The sequence below is a fragment of the Pseudoalteromonas sp. S1612 genome (genome assembly GCF_005887175.1).
GTDB lineage: Bacteria > Pseudomonadota > Gammaproteobacteria > Enterobacterales > Alteromonadaceae > Pseudoalteromonas > Pseudoalteromonas undina.
In genome coordinates this window covers 47616-63391 of the sequence record NZ_PNDH01000055.1, presented here as the reverse complement: position 1 = coordinate 63391, position 15776 = coordinate 47616, and the positions used below count along the sequence as shown (strand labels likewise).

General features: G+C 41.5%; 17 protein-coding genes. 15 read left to right on the top strand and 2 right to left on the bottom strand.

Annotation, left to right across the window (positions count from 1 at the left end; all coding sequences use genetic code 11):
- Positions 1–2627: ribonuclease E (rne, locus tag CWB78_RS16585; RefSeq protein ID WP_138596574.1), on the bottom strand; the 2627-nt coding region annotated here is incomplete at its 3' end.
- A gap of 776 nt (positions 2628–3403) precedes the next feature.
- Here rne and rluC point away from each other — a divergent pair.
- Both rluC and CWB78_RS16575 read left to right on the top strand, forming a co-directional pair.
- Complete coding sequence (rluC, locus tag CWB78_RS16580; protein WP_008109857.1) at positions 3404–4363, top strand: 23S rRNA pseudouridine(955/2504/2580) synthase RluC; 960 nt, start codon at positions 3404–3406, stop codon at positions 4361–4363.
- Entirely contained in the window at positions 4360–5019 is a 660-nt protein-coding gene (locus CWB78_RS16575) for an HAD-IA family hydrolase (protein WP_138596572.1), read from the top strand. The genes rluC and CWB78_RS16575 overlap by 4 nt, the downstream gene beginning before the upstream one ends.
- Here the strand turns inward: CWB78_RS16575 and CWB78_RS16570 are convergent, their stop codons facing one another.
- Positions 5020–5616 (bottom strand): Maf family protein, encoded by a 597-nt coding sequence (locus CWB78_RS16570; RefSeq protein ID WP_138596570.1) that lies wholly within the window; start codon positions 5614–5616, stop codon positions 5020–5022. It abuts the gene before it with no gap.
- A 131-nt stretch (positions 5617–5747) separates the two neighbouring features.
- Here CWB78_RS16570 and yceD point away from each other — a divergent pair, with 131 nt between their 5' ends.
- The 13 genes from yceD to CWB78_RS16505 all read left to right on the top strand — a co-directional run bounded on the left by yceD (position 5748) and on the right by CWB78_RS16505 (position 15773).
- The gene (yceD, locus tag CWB78_RS16565) at positions 5748–6272 is read left to right on the top strand and encodes a 23S rRNA accumulation protein YceD (protein ID WP_008109862.1); all 525 of its coding nucleotides are present in this window, start codon (positions 5748–5750) and stop codon (positions 6270–6272) included.
- A gap of 9 nt (positions 6273–6281) precedes the next feature.
- Entirely contained in the window at positions 6282–6452 is a 171-nt protein-coding gene (gene rpmF / locus CWB78_RS16560) for a 50S ribosomal protein L32 (RefSeq protein WP_008109865.1), read from the top strand.
- Between the two features lie 12 nt (positions 6453–6464).
- On the top strand, positions 6465–7502 hold the full coding sequence (plsX, locus tag CWB78_RS16555) for a phosphate acyltransferase PlsX (protein ID WP_008467405.1): 1038 nt from the start codon (positions 6465–6467) through the stop codon (positions 7500–7502).
- Between the two features lie 55 nt (positions 7503–7557).
- On the top strand, positions 7558–8484 hold the full coding sequence (gene fabD, locus CWB78_RS16550) for an ACP S-malonyltransferase (protein ID WP_138596568.1): 927 nt from the start codon (positions 7558–7560) through the stop codon (positions 8482–8484).
- Positions 8485–8495: 11 nt separating this feature from the next.
- Positions 8496–9242: a 3-oxoacyl-ACP reductase FabG gene (fabG, locus tag CWB78_RS16545; protein ID WP_010389634.1), complete on the top strand. Its 747-nt coding sequence runs from the start codon at positions 8496–8498 to the stop codon at positions 9240–9242.
- A gap of 250 nt (positions 9243–9492) precedes the next feature.
- Positions 9493–9729, top strand: a complete 237-nt coding sequence (gene acpP / locus CWB78_RS16540) for an acyl carrier protein (RefSeq protein ID WP_008109873.1) — start codon at positions 9493–9495, stop codon at positions 9727–9729.
- Positions 9730–9998: 269 nt separating this feature from the next.
- On the top strand, positions 9999–11237 hold the full coding sequence (gene fabF / locus CWB78_RS16535; protein ID WP_054200708.1) for a beta-ketoacyl-ACP synthase II: 1239 nt from the start codon (positions 9999–10001) through the stop codon (positions 11235–11237).
- A 68-nt stretch (positions 11238–11305) separates the two neighbouring features.
- On the top strand, positions 11306–12103 hold the full coding sequence (gene pabC, locus CWB78_RS16530) for an aminodeoxychorismate lyase (RefSeq protein WP_138596566.1): 798 nt from the start codon (positions 11306–11308) through the stop codon (positions 12101–12103).
- Entirely contained in the window at positions 12103–13089 is a 987-nt protein-coding gene (gene mltG / locus CWB78_RS16525; protein WP_008109880.1) for an endolytic transglycosylase MltG, read from the top strand. The genes pabC and mltG overlap by 1 nt, the downstream gene beginning before the upstream one ends.
- A gap of 5 nt (positions 13090–13094) precedes the next feature.
- A complete protein-coding gene (gene tmk / locus CWB78_RS16520; protein ID WP_008109882.1) occupies positions 13095–13721 on the top strand; it encodes a dTMP kinase in 627 nt (208 codons plus the stop codon).
- 1 nt (position 13722) lies between these two features.
- Positions 13723–14637: a DNA polymerase III subunit gene (locus CWB78_RS16515; RefSeq protein ID WP_138596564.1), complete on the top strand. Its 915-nt coding sequence runs from the start codon at positions 13723–13725 to the stop codon at positions 14635–14637.
- A 12-nt stretch (positions 14638–14649) separates the two neighbouring features.
- Complete coding sequence (locus CWB78_RS16510) at positions 14650–14976, top strand: PilZ domain-containing protein (protein ID WP_010389644.1); 327 nt, start codon at positions 14650–14652, stop codon at positions 14974–14976.
- 17 nt (positions 14977–14993) lie between these two features.
- Positions 14994–15773 carry a TatD family hydrolase gene (locus CWB78_RS16505; protein WP_024601403.1) on the top strand — a complete coding sequence of 260 codons (780 nt, stop codon included), beginning with the start codon at positions 14994–14996 and terminating at the stop codon, positions 15771–15773.
- Positions 15774–15776 lie beyond the last annotated feature (3 nt).

Genomic DNA, 15776 nt, shown 5'->3' with positions numbered 1-15776 from the left:
TTTACTGGTTCTTCAGTTTTTACTGGTTCTTCAGTTTTTACTGGCTCTGCAGTTTTTACTGGTTCTTCAGTTTTCGCTAATTCTTCTTCAACAATGTTTTGCTCAACTGCATCAGAGGCATCAACGGCCGTTTTATGTGCTTTTGCTTTTAGCTCTGCTTCATATTCAGCTGCAGCTTGATCAGCAACGGGTACAAACGCAGGCGCTTCATCAGACTTTTCTTGCGCGTTTTCACCTTCAGGGCGACGACGACGCTGACCTGATGCACGAAGATGACGTGGTGAACGACGTGAACGAGTGCGTGTTTGCTCTTGTTCTTCATCTTGTGATACTGCGTTATCGTTTGAATCAACAACAGCTTCTGCTTGTTCTTTAGCAGGTGCAGGTGCTTTTTCATCTGATACAGGCGTTTGCTTTTCAACAACAGGTGCTTGCTCTTTCACTTGTGGCTTTTCTTCTTTCACCACAGGTTGCTCAACAGGTTGTTCTATTGTTTGAACTTGCTCAGCACTTTCGTCTTGTACGCGAACTTTTTTGCGTAAATTACGACGTTGACGACGTACTTTAGGCTTTTGCTCTTTTGGCTCTGCATTCTTATCAGATTTAGGTGCAGTATCAGCTTTTTGAGTTGCCTCTGCTTTTACTTGCGTTTTATCTTCTGTTTTATGCTCAGGACGTTTACGCGTATTTGAATTACGACGGCGCTTATTGCGGTTCTCATTCTTTTCTGGCGTATCATTTACAGGTGCTGACTCATTTTTAGTTTCAGACTCTGTATTACGTTCGTTGCGTGGTTTATTACGTGGGTTATTATTGCGACGACGTTGGTTGTTGTTTCGACGACGATTATCATTGCCACGGTTGTTATTGGCACGCTCTTGAGATTTCTTATCTGTAGACTCTTGTGTTGTTTGCTCACTTTCACTTGCAAATAACGACTTAATCCATTTACCAAGTGCAGTAAATAAGCCAATTTCAGCTTTTGCTTCTACTACCGGTGCTGCTTTTGCTGCTGCTTGTGGAGCAGGGCTAGAAGGCATAACGACACCTTTAAGCTTCGGCTCTTCACGTACAGGTGCTGCAGGCGATTTAGACATTTCAAATGCTTCAGGCTCAGGCGCAACAACTTGCTCATAACTTACTGTTTCAAGTGTTTCGTCTTTACGTAAACGCATAACTTCGTAATGTGGTGTTTCCATGTGTTGATTAGGAATAATCACTACATCACATTTATGATGCTTTTCAATGCGGTGAACGCTACGACGCTGCTCATTTAATAAATAAGCGGCAACGGCAACAGGCACTTGTGCGTTTACTTGTGCAGTGTTGTCTTTAATCGCTTCTTCTTCAATCAAGCGTAAAATTGATAGTGCAATTGACTCGTTTGAACGAATAGTACCTTGACCACTACAACGTGGACAAACACCTTGGCTTGCTTCACCTAGTGAAGGGCGTAATCGCTGACGCGACATTTCAAGCAAACCAAAGCGCGAAATTTTGCCAATTTGTACACGGGCACGATCTGGGCGAGCGGCATCTTTTAAGCGGTTTTCTACTTCACGTTGATGACGAGGAGGAGTCATATCAATAAAGTCGATAACAATTAAACCACCTAAGTCACGTAAACGAAGTTGACGTGCAATTTCATCCGCTGCTTCTAAGTTGGTGTTAAGTGCTGTTTCTTCAATATCGCCGCCTTTTGTTGCTTTAGACGAGTTGATATCGATAGACGTAAGTGCTTCAGTAGGGTCAATAACAATTGAACCACCTGATGGTAAACGCACTTCACGTTGGAACGCAGACTCAATTTGGCTTTCAATTTGGTAATGCGTAAATAACGGTGTGTCACCTTGATAAAGCTTAACGCGGCTCATAAAGTCAGGACGAAAACGCTCAATGTGCGCTTTAGCTTCTTCAAAAACACGTGGTTTATCAATTAAAATTTCGCCAATGTCACGACGTAAATAGTCGCGAATGGCGCGGAAAATAACGTTGCTTTCTTGGTGAATTAAAAATGGCGCTTTAGCACTGTCTGCCGCTTGTTGAATGGCTTCCCAGTGGACTAATAATGCTTTTAAATCGTAGTTTAATTCTTCAAACGATTTACCAACACCCGCAGTACGTACAATCAAGCCCATACCTTTAGGTAGTTCTAAACGGCTAAGCGACTCTTTAAGTTCAGTACGCTCATCACCTTCGATACGGCGAGAAATACCGCCAGCGCGAGGGTTATTAGGCATAAGCACTAAGTAGCTGCCGGCAACGCTGATAAAGGTTGTGAGTGCAGCACCTTTTTGGCCACGCTCTTCTTTATCAACTTGTACTATTACTTCTTGACCTTCTTTGATCACGTCGCGAATATTCGGACGACCATGAAAGGTGTAACCTTGCGGGAAGTAAGTGCGAGCAATTTCTTTTAATGGAAGGAAACCATGACGATCAGCACCGTAATCAACAAATGCTGCTTCTAAAGATGGTTCAATGCGTGTGATTTTGCCTTTATAAATATTGGCTTTTTTCTGTTCGTGACCTGGGCTTTCTATATCTAAATCATATAGGCGCTGGCCGTCAACCAGTGCTACGCGCATTTCTTCTTGCTGCGTTGCATTGATTAGCATACGTTTCATAATGTTACTCTACTAGTTTGTGTCGCTGACATGACGATGTTTTTCTCGCCTGTTCAGGTGTTCCTATTTTTAGAATGTGCAGCCTCACGACTGGGTCTTTAACGGAACGGCTCTGTATTTTGGTACGCAGTATTTTAAATGCCGGCAAACAATAGGGTGTTATCACGCTATTAAATTCTAAAGGGATTCAAATGTGTCGGCTGTTTAGCTCAATACTCATTTTATCCAGAAGTTGGCCTGTCATATCAATCTTATTAAATGCATTCATATTAGGTGCGTAGGGCTCTTTAGGTTCAAACCATAGTTTCGTTTTTAAAACTACCGTTATCTATTTTATGAGCAAAAATCGCTACCGATGTTAATGAACGCTTATTTATTAGATTTTTTTAGTTCTAAATAAGCTGCTGTACGGTACTACTACAATATTTGAGCGAATTCTGAACGGCGTGTTTTTTACGCCGTCACTATCAGACAAATTATCTGTTCATTGCTTTTACTATCACATTAAAAATCAATTCATGTTCAAACTTAACCAGCAATATATTACGCGCATTGCCGTTAGTTGTGCGCACGTGTTGACTGGGTATGTATAAAAGCTTTGGAAAACTTAACTCGGATCTGTATGATCGGTTACCCAGAATGTGCATCACGAATGTTTTGTTGTGTTAAAAAGCACCGTTGTTATTTGCAAATACTAAATATTTGCGCTGCTGATTATCCCACTATTATAACCGTGTTAGCAACTAAATTATTTTACTTAAATCAGTGATTAGGCAATGTCAGAAAAAACCGGCTTACAAGTATCTTTTGTCACGATCAACGAAGACCACCTAGGTCAGCGTATTGATAACTTTCTTATTACCCATTTAAAAGGGGTGCCTAAAAGCGCAATTTATAAAATTCTTCGTAAAGGTGAGGTGCGTGTTAATAAAAAACGCATCAAACCTGTGTATAAATTGCAGCTAGACGACGTTATTCGTATACCGCCAATTAGAGTGTCAGAGCGTGAAGAGTTTGTACCATCAAAACTCGATAAAGTAACGCGCCTCGAAGACGATATATTATTTGAAGATAAATACCTGATTGTTATTAACAAGCCATCAGGTATGGCTGTGCATGGCGGAAGTGGCTTAAGCTACGGGCTTATTGAAGCATTACGTGTTTTACGCCCAGAAGAGCGCAGCCTAGAGCTTGTGCATCGTTTAGACCGCGATACCTCAGGTTGTTTACTCATTGCTAAGCGCCGCTCAGTGCTGACCGCTTTGCATGAGCAATTACGCGAAAAAACCATGGAAAAAAATTACTGGGCATTGGTAGAAGGCCAATGGGACTCTAAAACAAAAAATGTAACGGAAGGTTTGCGTAAAAATACCCTAAAATCGGGTGAGCGCGTAGTACGTGTTGATAATACCGAGGGCAAACCGTCGCATACCCGTTTTAAAGTGCTTGAACGTTTTAACGATTGCTCATTAGTACAAGCATCCCCTGTAACCGGTCGTACTCACCAAATTCGTGTGCATACTCAGTGTCAAGGCCATGCTATTGCCTGTGATGATAAGTACGGCGACCAAGGATTTGATGAGTCAATGCGTAAACGCGGTTTAAACCGCTTATTTCTACACGCGCATGATTTAAGCTTTTACCATCCTAAAAACGAAACCACTATGCGAGTAGAAGCACCGCTGGATAAAGCACTATCAAGCTGTTTAGTAAAACTTAGAGCAGCAAAGGCGTGATCGTAACCCCAATAAAACATTACAAGCTGGTGATTTTTGATTGGGATGGCACCATTATGGATTCAATTAGCAAAATCGTTAATTGCATTCGCAAAAGTGCCCAATCACATAATATTGAGCCGCCAAGCGATACCGCTAGTAAAAATATTATTGGTTTATCGCTTGAAAACGCAATCGCAACCTTGTTTCCTGATCACAGCGAACATCACGAAACGCTTATTGCAGGTTATAAACAGCAATATGCACTTGATACCACCCCAACACCGGTGTTTGATCACGTTGCACAGGTACTCACTGAGTTAAAAAATCAAGGCATAATATTGGCGGTTGCCACAGGTAAAAGCCGAGTAGGACTGGAACGCCTTCTAGATGAAAGCCAGTTGCGTCACTTTTTTAGTGCTACGCGAACCAGTGACGACGCTAAATCAAAACCCGCTCCCGATATGCTTTATCAATTGCTTGAAGAGCTAGGGGTAAGTGTTGATGAAGCGCTAATGATAGGCGACACGCAAATAGATATGGCAATGGCAAAAGCCGCAGGTATGGATAGAATAGGGGTAACCATGGGTGTGCACGACGCAGCGCAATTAAACGAGTTAACCCCGATTGCAACCGCTGACAACTATCAGCAGTTGCAAAATATATTACTCGGCTAATCAGTTAGTTTGCGCTGCTAATACATCAACACCAAACTCAGCCAGTAATTGGCTGAGTTTAATGAGTGGTAAACCAATTAAACTATTTGGATCATCACCACTGAGCTTTTCAAATAAACAAATACCCAAGCCTTCACTTTTAAAACTACCTGCACAGTTATAAGGTTGCTCTGCATCGCAATAAGCGCTTATTTGCGCCGTTGTTAACGTTTTAAAGGTCACATTAAAGGGCTCAACAATAGTTTTGCTTTGTTTAGTATGTACATCGTACAGACACAAGCTAGTTAAAAAAGTGACCGTTTGCCCGCTAAATAAGCTCAATTGCTTGATAGCGTTTTCTTTATTGTGCGGCTTACCTAATATTTGACCATCAAATACAGCAACCTGATCGGAGCCAATCGCGAGGCCTTGGTCAAAATGATCGATGGCTGCAGCCGCTTTTAATTCACTGAGGCGCTTAACAAGCGTGCTTGGTGTTTCGTTTTTATGCGGCGTTTCGTCAACATCCGGCGAAAAAGTTTCAAACGGCAGATTAAATTTTTGTAATAAAGACTGCCTAAATGGCGAGCTTGAGGCTAATATAAGGGAGTGCTTCATGGCATGTTTTCCTAACGTAAATCAGATTGAGTTAGGATAAATCAGATCCGTGAGTAAAACACGTGAAAAACAACGTAAAATTGGTTTTTTACTTTGACTAACTTACTAACTATCTATATGATGCAGCCCCTATGCAAAAGGTGAAAATTCCCATCACCCTTCATCCGGGCAAAGCAGCTCAGCATCGTTTAAAGTATGACGGCGTTGTACCGCTTGAGAAACTTCCTCGTTTACGAGGGGTTATCCAGGAAGAAGTAGGTGAAATAGCGGTAAAAATTCATTGCAAAAACGATGAGCAAGGTTTAGTTGTGATTAGTGGCAATTTGTCCACACACGTAACTGTCACTTGTCAACGTTGTAATGGTGATTTAGGGTTGGATTTGGATCAAGACTTTGTGTATTCGCCAGTCGGTTTGGATGCAGAGTCAGATGATCTTCCAGAAAGCTACGACGAAGTAGCACTTGATGAAAATGGTGAAATAGACGTATTTGAGTTAATCGAAGACGAGCTTATTTTAGCAGTGCCATTAGTGCCTACCCACAACGAAGCTTCATGCAGTTATACAGCAGAGCCTGCCAGCTTTGGTGTTTTAAAGGCGGAAGATGATAAACCAAATCCATTTGATATTTTGAAACAACTTAAGAAAGATTCTTAGGAGAAGACTATGGCTGTACAAAAAAGCAAAAAGTCTCGTGCAAGACGCGGCATGCGCCGTTCACACGATGCGATCAGTGGTCCAACTTTAACTGTAGACCAAACATCTGGTGAGACTCATCGTCGTCATCATGTGACTGCAGATGGTTACTACAAAGGCGTTCAAGTAATTTCTAACTAAGAGATTGCTTATATGCTGACTAATCTAACCATAGCGTTAGATATGATGGGGGGCGATTATGGCCCCCGTTCATCTATCCCCGCAGCCGTTCGTGCGGTAAATGCTAATGCCAACTTAAAACTCATTTTATGTGGCAACGAGCAAGTAATAGCTAAACAATTAGAATCACTCGATTCACTTTCTCATCCTAGATTAATAATTCGCCATTGTAACGATGTTGTTACCAATGCCTGCGAACCCGCTGTTGCTGTACGCTCAAAAAAAGATTCTTCCATGCGAGTTGCCCTTGATTTAGTTAAATCGGGTGAAGCGCAAGCCTGTGTTAGCTCTGGCAATACAGGGGCGCTATTTTTTATGGCGCATTACGTATTAAAAATGCTTCCAGGGGTGAAACGTCCCGCACTTATCTCTGCTGTACCTACTGAACGTAAAAATCCCGTTTACTTACTCGACTTAGGCGCTAATGTGCATTGTGATGCGCAAATGCTGTATCAGTTTGGCATTATGGGCTCTGTGGTTGCAGGCCAAGCACTTGGCTGCGATAACCCTAAAGTGAGTTTATTAAATATTGGTGCTGAAGATATAAAGGGTCATGAAGAAATTAAGCAAGCCGCACAATTAATGCAACAAAGCGAGCTGATTAATTATATTGGTTACAGTGAAGGCAGTGATATTTTTTCTGGCAAGGCCGATGTTATTGTCTGTGAAGGCTTTGTTGGCAATGTTGCACTTAAAACCTGTGAAGGCATTGCTAAACTTATCATGAAAAAGTTTACCCGTGCCCTCGAAAAGCACGTCGTTTACAAGTGTATGGCGTTTATGTTGGCGCCAATCATAAAAAAACTCTATAAAAGAGTGAACCCCGACCAGTATAACGGCGCTTCTCTGGTAGGATTGCGCGGTATTGTTGTTAAAAGCCATGGAAATGCCTCAGCTAAAGCATTTCATGCCGCAATCGACGAAGCAGTGAAAGAAGTAGAACGTCAACTTCCAGATAAAATAGCTGCTATTTTCGAAAAAACACATTCTAAAGACACGGCGGTTGAATAACAGTTAACGTGCCGTGTTACACATTATTTATTTTGTTTAATTAAAAGAGCAAATTATGGCACAAAAAATTGCACTTCTTTTTCCAGGTCAAGGCTCGCAAACTGTGGGTATGTTACAAGAGCTATTAGCGAGTTCTGACATAGTAAAAGCTACATTTGCAGAAGCTTCAACCGCACTTGGTTACGACCTAGCAGACCTTGTACTTAACGGTCCAGAAGAAAAACTAAATCAAACACACCGTACTCAGCCTGCACTATTAACCGCAAGCGTGGCTATTTATCGTCATTGGTTAGCTGCAAACCCAGATGCAGACGTCGTTATGGCAGGTCACAGCTTGGGTGAGTATTCAGCTTTAGTATGTAGCGATGTGATCAGTTTAAGCGAAGCCGTAAAACTGGTTGAAAATCGCGGTTTATACATGCAAGAAGCCGTACCTGCTGGTGTAGGTTCTATGGCCGCAATCATTGGTTTAGGCGACGATGAAATTAAAGCCGCTTGTGCAGCAGCGGCACAAGGTGAAGTGGTTTCTCCAGTAAACTATAACTCGCCAGGGCAAGTGGTTATTGCCGGTCATAAAGATGCAGTTGATAGAGCCTCTCTTGCTTGTAAAGAAGCCGGAGCAAAACGTGCACTGCCATTATCGGTAAGCGTACCGTCACATTGTGAACTAATGAAACCAGCTGCTGAGAAATTAGCCACCGATTTAGCTGCTTTAACATTTAATACACCTAAGTGTGATGTAATCAATAATGTTGATGTAAAAGCAGAAGGTTCAGCTGATGCAATTAAAGAGGCATTAGTACGCCAGTTATATAGTCCAGTACGTTGGACCGAAACGGTACAAGCACTGGTTGCACAAGGTGTAACGCAAAGTTATGAATTTGGTCCTGGTAAAGTACTAACCGGGCTTGCAAAACGTATTGATAAAGCGATGGTGTGTGGTTCAGTTAACGACCTTGCATCAATCGATTCAGCTAAATAAGAGTATATAAAATGAGTAATTTATTTTCTTTAGAGGGCAAAGTTGTCCTGATCACTGGCGCTAGCCGTGGTATTGGTAAGGCCATTGCAAACACATTAGTAGCACAAGGTGCAAAAGTAGCGGGCACAGCAACAAGCGAGTCGGGTGCAGCTAAAATTAGTGACTACTTAGGTGATAACGGTAAGGGCTATGCGTTAAACGTAACTGATCCTGCATCGATTGAGGCGACATTAGCGGCAATTAAAGCCGATTTAGGTGATATTGATGTATTAGTAAATAATGCAGGTATTACGCGCGATAACTTATTAATGCGCATGAAAGAAAATGAGTGGGACGATATTATCGATACCAACTTAAGTTCTATCTTCCGTTTATCTAAGGCTGTACTTCGCCCTATGATGAAGAAAAAGAACGGCCGTATCATCAATATCGGCTCTGTAGTGGGTACTATGGGTAATGCGGGCCAAGCCAACTATGCAGCAGCTAAAGCGGGTGTTATCGGTTTTTCTAAGTCACTAGCGCGTGAAGTAGCTTCTCGTGGTATTACTGTAAACGTGGTAGCACCTGGTTTTATTCAAACAGACATGACCGATGATTTGACAGATGAGCAAAAAGCAGCAACGCTTGCAAACGTACCTGCGGGTCGTTTAGGTCAGCCAGATGAGATTGCAGCTGCAGTATGTTATTTAGCATCTGACGCCGCTGCGTATGTATCAGGTGAAACTTTGCATGTAAATGGTGCGATGTACATGGTTTAAGTTCGCAATGCGAATTAAATAAACTATAAATTGCATGCGGGTTTGCTAAAAAATATTGAATTTTTCGCAAACTTGCTTTAAACATACTTGAAATCGCTGTGAAAATAAGCGATAAAAGATAAAATAAACACTCAAGAGGTTTGACCAGCAAATTATTTATGGTCAAAAGATTGAATCAGAGAATTATCGGACGTAAACTACGCCGCAATCTGAAAATAACGCATTGGCGTTTTTAATAAAGGAAAGAAGAATGAGCGATATCCAAGAACGCGTAAAGAAAATTATCATCGAACAGCTAGGTGTTAAAGAAGAAGAAGTTAAAAACGAAGCTTCATTCGTTGATGACCTAGGTGCAGACTCTCTTGATACTGTTGAATTAGTAATGGCTCTTGAAGAAGAGTTCGATACTGAGATCCCAGATGAAGAAGCTGAAAAGATCACTACAGTACAATCTGCAATCGATTACGTTACAGCTCACGCTGAGTAATTAATCGCAAATTAAGGGCAGCATTCGCTGCCTTTAATCTTTATATCCAAACCACCTCAAAGTCCATGATTCAATTCCAAACCCTCACTCATCATCAGCAATTAAATTGTTATTGCTCAGCGTTGGTTATTGGTTTGAGACTCGCACTTTGAGGTAGCTTGGGTATGATCATCCCCAATACTAATAACATAACTAGCAACAGCGTTAGCGCTGAAATAAACTGAGCTAAGTTAATTGGTATAATAATAATTCCTTATTGGAGGCAAACCGTGGCTAAACGTCGTGTCGTCGTAACTGGCTTAGGAATGTTGACGCCGCTAGGCAATGATGTTCAATCAACCTGGCAAGGCTTATTAGATGCTAAAAGTGGTATTCAAAATATTACCCACTTTGATACATCAAAATTTGGTACTCACTTCGCTGGTTTAATCAATGATTTTGATGCATCGGCTTACATGTCACCAAAAGATGCTAAAAAAATGGATTTATTTATCCAGTATGGCATTGCAGCGGGTGTTCAAGCTTTTCAAGATTCTGGCCTCGAAGTTACTGAACAAAACGCATCACGCATTGGTGTAGCGGTGGGTTCAGGCATTGGTGGCTTAACCCTTATTGAAGAAAACCACGTAAAATTATTAAACAGCGGCCCACGTAAGTTATCGCCGTTTTATGTACCGTCTACCATTATTAATATGATCTCGGGTCATTTATCGATAATGCATGGCCTCCGTGGTCCTAATATTTCAATTGTAACGGCATGTACTACAGGCCTGCACAACATTGGTCACGCCGCACGTATGATTGCCTACGGCGATGCCGATGCAATGGTTGCCGGTGGTGCAGAAAAAGCGTGTACGCCAATTGGAATGGGTGGTTTTAACGCCGCACGTGCGCTTTCAACGCGTAATGACGATCCACAAGCAGCGTCTCGCCCGTGGGATAAAGATCGTGATGGTTTTGTGCTTTCTGATGGTGCCGGTGTGGTGGTTGTTGAAGAATACGAACACGCTAAAGCACGTGGCGCTAAAATTTATGCAGAGCTTGTTGGTTTTGGCATGAGTGGTGATGCTTACCACATGACATCACCACCAGAAGATGGCGCAGGTGCAGCTCTGGCAATGGAAAACGCATTAAACGATGCGCAAGTAAATGCAGAGCAAGTTGGTTACATCAACGCACATGGTACGTCTACTCATGCGGGTGACAAAGCCGAAACATCAGCGGTTAAAACCATTTTTGGTGATTCAGCTAAAGATGTGATGGTAAGTTCATCAAAATCTATGATGGGCCACTTACTCGGAGCGGCAGGCTCTGTTGAGTCTATAGTGTCTATTTTATCGTTGACCGAGCAAAAAGTGACGCCAACAATTAACTTAGATAACCCAGACGAAGGCTGTGATTTAGATTACGTACCGCATACAGCACGTGACGCTAAACTTGATTACGCTTTGTGTAACTCATTTGGGTTTGGTGGTACTAATGGCTCGTTACTGTTTAAAAAGGTATAATCTTTTTTAACAACGAATGAGAATAAGAACCCAGTTGTTTAACTGGGTTTTTTTATGTGTAAAAAAATATGCAAACAATAATAACAGCAAGTGAAACCAGTAGTATAAGCACCCGTGATAGGGGCTTAAATTATGGCGATGGCTTTTTTACCACCGCAATGGTTACTGATGGACAAGTTGAGCATTGGGCTTATCATAAAGCACGTTTAATTGAATGTGCGCAGCGTTTGGGCTTTCCTGCACTTGAGTTTAATGCACTAGAGTCGCAGATCACTCAGCAAATAGCATCACATCCTCAAGCGGTCCTTAAAATCGTGATAACACGAGGCGAGGGCGGGCGAGGCTATGCGCCACCGAGTGAATGCAATTTAAACATTATTGTGAGTGTTTTACCTTATCCAGATCATTACAACAGCTTAACAGATTCGGGAATTAGCTTAGCTATTAGCCCGATTAAGTTGGCTGTTCAACCTCATTTAGCTGGGCTAAAAACCTTAAATAGGCTTGAACAAGTACTGGTCAAAAATGCCCTACAAACCCAACACAGCGATGATGCGCTAGTGCTTGATTACAACAACAATGTAATAGAAACCTCCGCGGCTAATATTTTTGCAATTAAAAATCATAAAATATTTAGCCCAAGGCTGGATGAATGCGGCATTAAAGGTGTTTTTCTGCAATCTTTATGTGATAAATTAGTGGTTGAGTTTAAAACTGTTAGCGTTGATGAGCTTACCCAAGCAGACGCCGTATTTATCTGTAACAGCTTAATGAAAATTGTGCCCGTAAAAAGTATAGACGAGCACTGTTTTGATATTGTGCATAGCCAATCATTACTAAACGAGTTACTAGCCAAGGAGGCTTAGTGTTAAAAGTTATATTATCAGTATTACTACTGGCTTTTTTTAGCTCAGTGATTGGTTACCAGCAATTACAAGCAACCATTGAAACACCATTAAAGGTAGCACAGAGCACTCAATTTGAAGTTAAAAAAGGCACCGGCTTTAATAAGTTGTGCCGTCAATGGCAGCAACAACAATGGCTAGAAGACTGCTGGCGGTTTCAAATATTAGCTAAACTAGACCCTACCTTAACTGACTTAAAAGCGGGTTTGTACGAGTTAAGCGCGGATAGCGTGATCAACAATATAAAAAAAATAAACCAAGGCGAGCAAGTCAGTTTTAGTTTTACCATCATTGAAGGCCAAGCACTTAGAGATATATTAAATGCACTAAGTACGGCATCACATTTACAAAACGATTTAAAACTCGAACAACTTGGTGAACAAATAATAGGCAAACAAACTCATCTTGAAGGGTGGCTATTTCCTGATACCTATCATTATCATAGTAACGATAATGCGAGTAGTTTATTAAAACGTGCTGCGCAAAAAATGCAGCAAACACTGGCAGATGCATGGCAGCAACGGGCAAGTGATTTACCTTACGACACCGCCTATGAAGCACTGATCATGGCTTCAATAATCGAAAAAGAAACCGCGCTTGCCAGCGAACGTCCGTTAATTGCTTCGGCGTTTATTAACCGCTTAAATACCAATATGCGCTTACAAACCGATCCTACCGTAATATATGGACTAGGCGAAGATTTTGATGGCGATATTAAACGTAAAGACTTGAGAAATTACACCCCGTATAATACCTATCGTATTAACGGATTACCGCCCACACCGATTGCCATGCCCTCCAAAGAAGCCATTTTAGCGGCAGTAAACCCGCCTAAGAGCGAGTATGTTTATTTTGTAGCCAAAGGCGATGGTAGTCATCAGTTTTCAACCACATTAAAACAACATAATGCGGCGGTTAACCGGTATATTTTAAATAAAAAGAATTAGTATTTATGAAACCAAAATTTATAGTTATAGAAGGCCTAGAAGGCGCGGGTAAATCAACCGCTATAGCCCTGTGCCAAGACTTTTTAAATCATCACCATGTTGACTTTATTAATGTACGCGAACCCGGTGGCACGCCTCTGGCTGAATCGTTACGTACCTTAGTAAAAGCAGAGCACCAAGAAGAAATAGCTTTTGAAACCGAGCTGCTAATTATGTATGCCGCGCGTTCACAGCTAATGCATAATGTGATCAATCCGGCACTAGAGCAAGGGCAGTGGGTATTAGCTGATCGTCACGATTTATCGTCACAGGCGTATCAAGGTGGCGGGCGAGGAATTAGTGCAAACACGTTAGCGTCGTTATCGTCTATGGTGTTAAAAGGTTTAAAACCCGATTTAACTATTTACTTAGATATAGACCCTGTTATTGGCCTTGAACGTGCTAAAGGTCGCGGCCAGTTAGACAGAATTGAGCAAGAAGCCATTGAGTTTTTTCAACGCACCCGTATGCGTTACATTGAGCTTGCAAATGATGACGACAGCATAAAAACAGTCGATGCCAACCAAAGCATTGATAAAGTGCATCGTGATATTACCAATGTACTACGCACGTTTTTTTCAGGGTTAAAATAATATGGCATTGCCGTGGCTTAATGAGGTAGAGCAACGCTTAACTCAGAGCTATAAAGCGCAGCGTTTTCATCATGCGCAGCTGTTTTGCGGGCCTATTGGGGTTGGCAAATTTGAGCTAAGTGAGCAACTAGCAAATAGTTTGTTATGCCAAAACACCCAAGCACAGTTAAGTAGTCCAAATAGTGTGTTAAGCCCTTGTGGGCAATGTAAAAGTTGTTCATTAAACTTAGCGGGTACACACCCAGACAAGCGCATTACCCAAGTGGAAGGGCAAAGCATAGGTGTTGATGATATTCGCGGCATAAGCGATTTTATGCATCAGTCTGCGGCGCAAAATGGCAATAAAGTGGCAATTATCGAAAACTGCGAAAAAATGACCACCGCAGCGGCTAATGCGTTATTAAAAACCCTTGAAGAGCCAAGTAATAGCCGGTTTTTAATTTTGACTACCAGCCAAGTGGCGCAGTTACCAGCGACTATTTTAAGCCGTTGTGCTAAAACCGAGGTTAAAGTAACTAATAACCAATTAGCACAACAATGGTTAAGTAGTTTGGATGTGCCTAACTATACCTGGTTGTCGTTATTTTATAGCCAACCACTACAAGTAAAGCAGTGGCAACAGCAAAATCAGCTAGAAAATATTGATACGCTTTATAAATTTGCAACTGAGTTTAAACAAAGCCATAATTTCAATGCGTTAGTCGATATAATAAATAAACAGCCTGAGCTTGTTCGTATTTTCACTTTATTTTTAAGTGAGCAGCTTAAACAACAGCTTTTAAATGGTATGAGTTTTGACTCTTACCAAGTAGCTCAGCAAGCGCTGAATGATTTTTTACAGAATAATATACAAATACTTGGGCTAAATTTACCGCTTGCGGTATCACGACTAGCGTACATATTACGTAACCAATAAAAAGGACTAGATATGCAAGAGCTATTAGTAGATATAGACGACCTTGACGAACTATATCGCTGTTACATGCCTTTTTTAAAAAAAGGTGGGTTATTTGTACGCACTAATATGCGTTATGAACCAGGATATTCACTTGCCTTACGCGTTACCTTGCCTGATGCGCTAGAAGATGACGTGGTTACCGGAAAGGTTACGTGGGTCACTCCACAAGGCGCTCAGAGCTCAAATCCACCGGGGATCGGCATTAGCTTTTTAGATGACAAAACCAATCTAAACGCGAAGATCGAAAAACTGCTGGGGACTATGTTAAACTCCGGCAATCCAACTTATACCATGTAGTAAAAACAGGCCTTATTTTGATTGTAGATTCTCATTGCCATTTAGACCGTCTTGATTTTGATAAACTCGATTTAAACCTAGACCAAGTACTTGATAACGCTCGCGCTAAAAAAGTAGAACATTTTTTATGTGTCAGCGTCACACTTGATCAGTTCCCCAATATGCTAGAGCAAATAAAACATTACAACGACGTTTCTGCGTCATGTGGTGTGCACCCGCTTGATCAAAAAGACGCACTCAATAAACAGCAATTAATTGATTTAGCCTCACACGACAAAGTAGTGGCGATTGGCGAAACTGGGCTCGATTATTATTACGCAAAAGACACCCATGCAGTGCAACAAGCGAGTTTTGTTGGCCATATTGAGGTAGCTAATGAATTACAAAAGCCACTTATTATTCATACCCGTGATGCCCGTGCCGATACCATTAATTTAATGCGTGAGCACAAAGCAGAAAATTGCGGTGGAGTATTGCACTGTTTCACTGAAGATTGGGATATGGCCAAAAAAGCCATTGATATGGGTTTTTATATTTCTATTTCAGGCATTGTGACTTTTAAAAATGCGGTAGAGCTTAAAGAAGTAGTAAAACAAATTCCACTCGACCGACTGCTTATTGAAACCGACTCGCCTTACTTAGCGCCAGTACCATATCGTGGTAAAACTAATCAGCCAGCGTATGTTGAAGACGTTGCTTATTACATTAGTGAGCTCAAAGGCATTAGCTTTAACGAGTTGGCAAAAGCCACCACTGATAACTTTTACTCTTTATTTAAATTAGCAGCTAAAGGCTAACCT

Excerpts from the sequence above, each read along its gene's own strand:
- CWB78_RS16515 (WP_138596564.1), top strand. The coding sequence starts at position 13,723 with ATGGCATTGCCGTGGCTTAATGAGGTAGAGCAACGCTTAACTCAGAGC.
- acpP (WP_008109873.1), top strand. The coding sequence starts at position 9,493 with ATGAGCGATATCCAAGAACGCGTAAAGAAAATTATCATCGAACAGCTA.
- CWB78_RS16570 (WP_138596570.1), bottom strand. The coding sequence starts at position 5,616 with ATGAAGCACTCCCTTATATTAGCCTCAAGCTCGCCATTTAGGCAGTCT.
- plsX (WP_008467405.1), top strand. The coding sequence starts at position 6,465 with ATGCTGACTAATCTAACCATAGCGTTAGATATGATGGGGGGCGATTAT.
- yceD (WP_008109862.1), top strand. The coding sequence starts at position 5,748 with ATGCAAAAGGTGAAAATTCCCATCACCCTTCATCCGGGCAAAGCAGCT.
- tmk (WP_008109882.1), top strand. The coding sequence starts at position 13,095 with ATGAAACCAAAATTTATAGTTATAGAAGGCCTAGAAGGCGCGGGTAAA.
- rluC (WP_008109857.1), top strand. The coding sequence starts at position 3,404 with ATGTCAGAAAAAACCGGCTTACAAGTATCTTTTGTCACGATCAACGAA.
- CWB78_RS16510 (WP_010389644.1), top strand. The coding sequence starts at position 14,650 with ATGCAAGAGCTATTAGTAGATATAGACGACCTTGACGAACTATATCGC.
- pabC (WP_138596566.1), top strand. The coding sequence starts at position 11,306 with ATGCAAACAATAATAACAGCAAGTGAAACCAGTAGTATAAGCACCCGT.
- fabG (WP_010389634.1), top strand. The coding sequence starts at position 8,496 with ATGAGTAATTTATTTTCTTTAGAGGGCAAAGTTGTCCTGATCACTGGC.
- fabD (WP_138596568.1), top strand. The coding sequence starts at position 7,558 with ATGGCACAAAAAATTGCACTTCTTTTTCCAGGTCAAGGCTCGCAAACT.
- rpmF (WP_008109865.1), top strand. The coding sequence starts at position 6,282 with ATGGCTGTACAAAAAAGCAAAAAGTCTCGTGCAAGACGCGGCATGCGC.